The following is a 4238-nucleotide window of genomic DNA, read 5'->3' as shown; positions in this document are numbered from 1 at the left end:
TGGCCCTCCTCCACGTACTCGCCCAGGGGGACGATCGCGCGGAACATGCCGTCCTGCTCGGCCCGGGTCCAGCTGCTGTTGTTGGCGGCGTAGCTGTTGCGTGGGCGACGGCGCACGCGACTGGCGGCGACCATGCCGAGGTGCCACATGACCTGGAGCACACCCTGCACGCCGGCCTTGATCGAGGACTCGTCGAAACGCAGCGCCTCACCGGCCTCGTAGGTGATCACCGGCCGACCCTCGTCGCTGCAGGTCTTGCGCAGGCTGCCCTCGATCAGCGGGGTGTTGACGATCACCGGCGTGGCGAAGGCCTTGGCCATCGCGGTGCAGTCCGGGTCGTCCAGGTTGGCCCGGATCTGGGGCAGGTTCTCGCGGTGGATCGCCGCGGTGTGCAGGTCGATGACGTGGCTGGCGTGGCTGAGGATTTCCGTGCGGAAGAGGTTCGCCAGGCGCCCGGCGAGCGAGCCGCGCTCGCTGCCCGGGAACGCGCGGTTGAGATCGCGCCGGTCCGGAAGATAGCGCGAGCGGTCGGTGAAACCGAAGACGTTGACGATGGGGACCGCCAGCAGTGTCCCCCGCAGGCGCCGCAGGGCCGGCAGCTGGAGCAGCCGGCGGATGATCTCCACGCCGTTGATCTCGTCGCCGTGGATGGCGGCGTTGACCAGCAGCACCGGGCCGTCGCGCCTGCCGTGGATGACCTGCACCGGCAGTGTCACCGGCGCGTGGGTATAGAGCAGGGCCGCCGGGATATCGATGGTACGCCGCTCGCCGGGACGCACCGTGGTCCCGGCGAGGGTCAGGGCCTGACGCGCCATCAGAGCCGCCCCTCGTGCTTCTCCTTGACCCGGACGTAGTGGTGGGCGGAGTAGACGAGCTGCTCGCGCTCCTCGGCACTGAGCTCGCGCGCCGCTTTCGCGGGTGAGCCGACATAGAGATAGCCGGCGTCCAGGCGCCGGCCCGGCGGCACCAGCGTGCCCGCGGCGATGATGCAGTCGTCCTCGACCACGGCACCGTCCATGATGATCGCGCCCATGCCCACGAGCACCCGGCTGCCCACGGTGCAGGCATGCACCACGGCGCGGTGTCCGATGGTGACGTCCTCGCCGACCACGGTGGGGAAGCCACCGGGGCTGTAGGGCCCGTCATGGGCGACGTGGATCACCGTGCCGTCCTGGACGTTGCTGCGGTCGCCGATGGCGATGCGGTTGACGTCGCCACGGATCACGGCGGTCGGCCACACCGAGACGTCATTACCGAGGGTCACGTCGCCGATGATCACGGCGCTCTCGTCGATCCACGCGCTGTCGGCGACGCGCGGCCACTTCTCGTCGAACGGTCGAATCATGTCCTCGCTCCCTGGCTGCGGCACGGGGCGGCGACGCTCCGCCGTCCGCCGTGCGCTCTTCGGCCGCAAGATACCGCCCTTCGCGGCCTCAGGCCATGGTGACCACTTCCTCGGCACTGGTGGGGTGGATGGCCACGGTGTCGTCGAGGTCCGCCTTGCTCGCCCCCATGCGCACCGCGACGGCGAAGCCCTGGAGCATCTCGTCCGCCCCCAGGCCAAACAGGTGCACCCCCACCACCTGGCGGGCGTCGCCGACGCAGACCAGCTTCATCGCGCTGCGACGCTTGGCCGCGGCGTCGGCAAGGGCATACTCCATGGGCACGAACCGGGTGCTGTGCACCGTCACCGCCTCGTCGCCGTACTCCGCCCGGGCCTGGTCCTCGGTGAGGCCGACGGTGCCGATCGGCGGGTGGGTGAACACCACCGTGGGGATCGTCTCGTAGACGAGATGGCGCTCCGGCTGCCCGCCCCAGAGCCGGTCAGCGAGACGGCGCCCGGCGGCGATGGCCACCGGCGTGAGCGGAAAGGCGTTGCCGGTGACGTCGCCCAGTGCATAGATGTGGTGGGCGTTGGTGGCCTGGTACGCGTCCACCGGGATGCTGCCGTCGGCGCGGACATCCACGCCCGCGGCGTCGGGGCGCAGCGCCGCCGTCGCCGGCGTCCGCCCGATGGCCCAGATGACCTCGTCGAGGCCGTCGAGGTGACGGCCGTCCTCGGCGTGCAGCGAGAGCCTCTCGCGCCGGCGCTCCAGGCGCGCGGGGACGAAGTGGTTCACCACCTCGATGCCGTCGGCGGCCGCCGCCTCCAGGTAGGCCTCGCGGATGATCGGGTCGAAGGCGCGCAGCGGCGAGTCCCGGCGCACCACCAGGCGCACCCGCGCCCCGAGCTGGTGGAGCACGCCCGCGAGCTCCACGGCGATGTAGCCGGCACCGACCACCGCCACCTCGTCCGGGCAGGCGGTGAGCTCGAAGAAGCCGTTGGAGTCGATGCCGAGCTCCGCGCCGGGGATGTCCGGGTACATCGGCGTGCCGCCCACGGCGATGACGAAGCGGTCCGCGGTGTAGCGCTCGCCGCGCACCTCGATGGTGTGCGGGTCGACGAAACGCGCCTCGCCGCGCAGCACCGCGACGTCAGAGTTGTCCAGGTTGCGGGCGTAGATGCCGTTCAGGCGCTGGATGTAGGCCTCGCGGTTGGCCACCAGGGCGCCCCAGTCCAGGCCGTTGACGGTGACGTCGAAGCCGTAATCCCCGGCATGGCGGAGCGCCTCCGCGGCATTGGCGGCGTTCCACATCACCTTCTTGGGCACGCAGCCGACGTTCACGCAGGTGCCGCCGAGGCGCTCGCGCTCGACCACCGCGCAGTTCGCCCCGTAGCTCGCGGCCCGGCGCGCGGTGGCGATACCGCCGCTGCCGCCGCCGATACAGATCAGATCGAAATGGTTGCTCATGCGACTCTCTGCCCCAACACTTAGCATTCAGGCCGGCGGCGCCGTCCGGTACCGGCCCTAATCTACTGCGCTGCGGCGCCGCGGCAAAGCACCGCCACCGCGACGAACCAGGTGGCAAGGCGACCGCGCCGCCCACCGGCGACGCCCCGAACGGAGAAACAGCACCCGAATGGACAACCCCCTGCTCGCCACCGACCGCCTCCCGGCGTTCCATGCCATCGAGCCGGCCCACGTGGAGCCGGCGATAGACACCGTGCTCGCGGAGAACCGCGCCACGCTGGAGCGGCTGCTCGCCGACGGCGGGCCGTACACCTGGGAGGGCCTGGTCGCCCCGGTCGAGGCCATGAACGAGCGGCTGATGCGCGTGTTCTCACCGGTCTCCCACCTCAACAGCGTCATGGACAGCGAGGCCCTGCGCGCGGCATACAACGCCTGCCTGCCCAGGCTCTCGGCCTACGACACCGAGCTGCGGCAGAACACCGCGCTCTACGAGGCCTACCGGGCGGTGGCCGAGCGCGACGATTTCGCGGCCCTGCCCGCCGAGCGGCGCGCCGCTGTGGAGCACGCCCTGCGCGACTTCCGCCTCGCCGGCGTAGCGCTCGCCCCGCAGGCCAAGCGCCGCTACGCGGAGATCGCCAGCCGCCTGAGCGAGCTCTCCGCGCGCTTCCAGGAGCAGCTCCTCGACGCCACCGGCGCCTGGCACCGGGACCTGACGGACACCGGGGCGCTGGCCGGTCTGCCCGAGTCCGCCCTGGGCGTGGCGCGGCAGGCCGCGGAGCAGGCGGGCGTGTCCGGCTACCGGCTGACGCTGGAGTTCCCCTCGGTGCAGGCGGTGCTCACCCACGCCGACGACCGTGCCCTGCGCCGCGAGGTCTACGAGGCCTTCACCACCCGGGCCTCCGAGGTCGGCCCCCACGCCGGGCAGTTCGACAATGGCCCGGTCATGGACGAGATCCTCGCCCTCCGCCACGAGCAGGCGCAGCTGCTCGGCTTCGACAACTACGCCGAGCTCGCCCTGGAGCCGCGCATGGCGCGCAGCGTCGACGAGGTGATGGGCTTTCTCGAGGACCTCGCCCGGCGCAGCGTGCCCCGCGCCCGCGAAGAGTTCGCGGAGCTGGAGTCGTTCGCCCGCGAGCGCGACGGCCTCGAACGGCTGGAGGCCTGGGACGCGACCTACTACTCGGAGAAGCTGCGCCAGGCACGCTTCGGTCTCTCACCCGAAGACCTGCGCCCGTGGTTCCCCGCCTCCCGGGTGATGGAAGGGCTGTTCAAGGTGGTCGAGCGCCTCTACGGGCTGCACATCACCCCCGGCGGCGACGGCGTGGAAACCTGGCACCCGGACGTGGGCTTCCACGAGATCCGCGACGCCGACGGCGGCCTGGTCGGCCAGTTCTACACCGACCTCTACGCCCGCGCCCACAAGCGCGGCGGCGCGTGGATGGACGT

Annotated in this window: 4 protein-coding genes; 1 reads left to right on the top strand and 3 read right to left on the bottom strand. The window is 71.6% G+C overall.

All coding sequences use genetic code 11. From position 1 onward, the window contains the following. From G7A99_RS16275 to gorA, 3 genes are all read right to left on the bottom strand, one after another. Window positions 1-815: succinylglutamate desuccinylase/aspartoacylase family protein (locus tag G7A99_RS16275; protein WP_163142082.1), on the bottom strand; the 815-nt coding region annotated here is incomplete at its 3' end. Continuing rightward, a complete protein-coding gene (locus G7A99_RS16270) occupies window positions 815-1345 on the bottom strand; it encodes a gamma carbonic anhydrase family protein (protein ID WP_018716693.1) in 531 nt (176 codons plus the stop codon). The genes G7A99_RS16270 and G7A99_RS16275, both read right to left, overlap by 1 nt. Window positions 1346-1433: 88 nt before the next feature. Next, window positions 1434-2792 carry a glutathione-disulfide reductase gene (gene gorA, locus G7A99_RS16265; protein ID WP_018716694.1) on the bottom strand — a complete coding sequence of 453 codons (1359 nt, stop codon included), beginning with the start codon at window positions 2790-2792 and terminating at the stop codon, window positions 1434-1436. Between the two features lie 169 nt (window positions 2793-2961). Between gorA and G7A99_RS16260 the strand changes: the two genes are divergently transcribed. After that, the coding region (locus tag G7A99_RS16260; RefSeq protein ID WP_163142079.1) for a M3 family metallopeptidase at window positions 2962-4238 on the top strand (1277 nt) is incomplete at its 3' end.

This window comes from Arhodomonas sp. KWT, assembly GCF_010993615.1.
Note: the sequence above shows the minus strand (reverse complement) of the source record. Positions and strands in the feature narration are given on the sequence as shown.

What these genes read in the sequence shown, in the direction of transcription:
- G7A99_RS16270 (WP_018716693.1), bottom strand. Translation starts at nt 1,345, where the DNA reads ATGATTCGACCGTTCGACGAGAAGTGGCCGCGCGTCGCCGACAGCGCG.
- gorA (WP_018716694.1), bottom strand. Translation starts at nt 2,792, where the DNA reads ATGAGCAACCATTTCGATCTGATCTGTATCGGCGGCGGCAGCGGCGGT.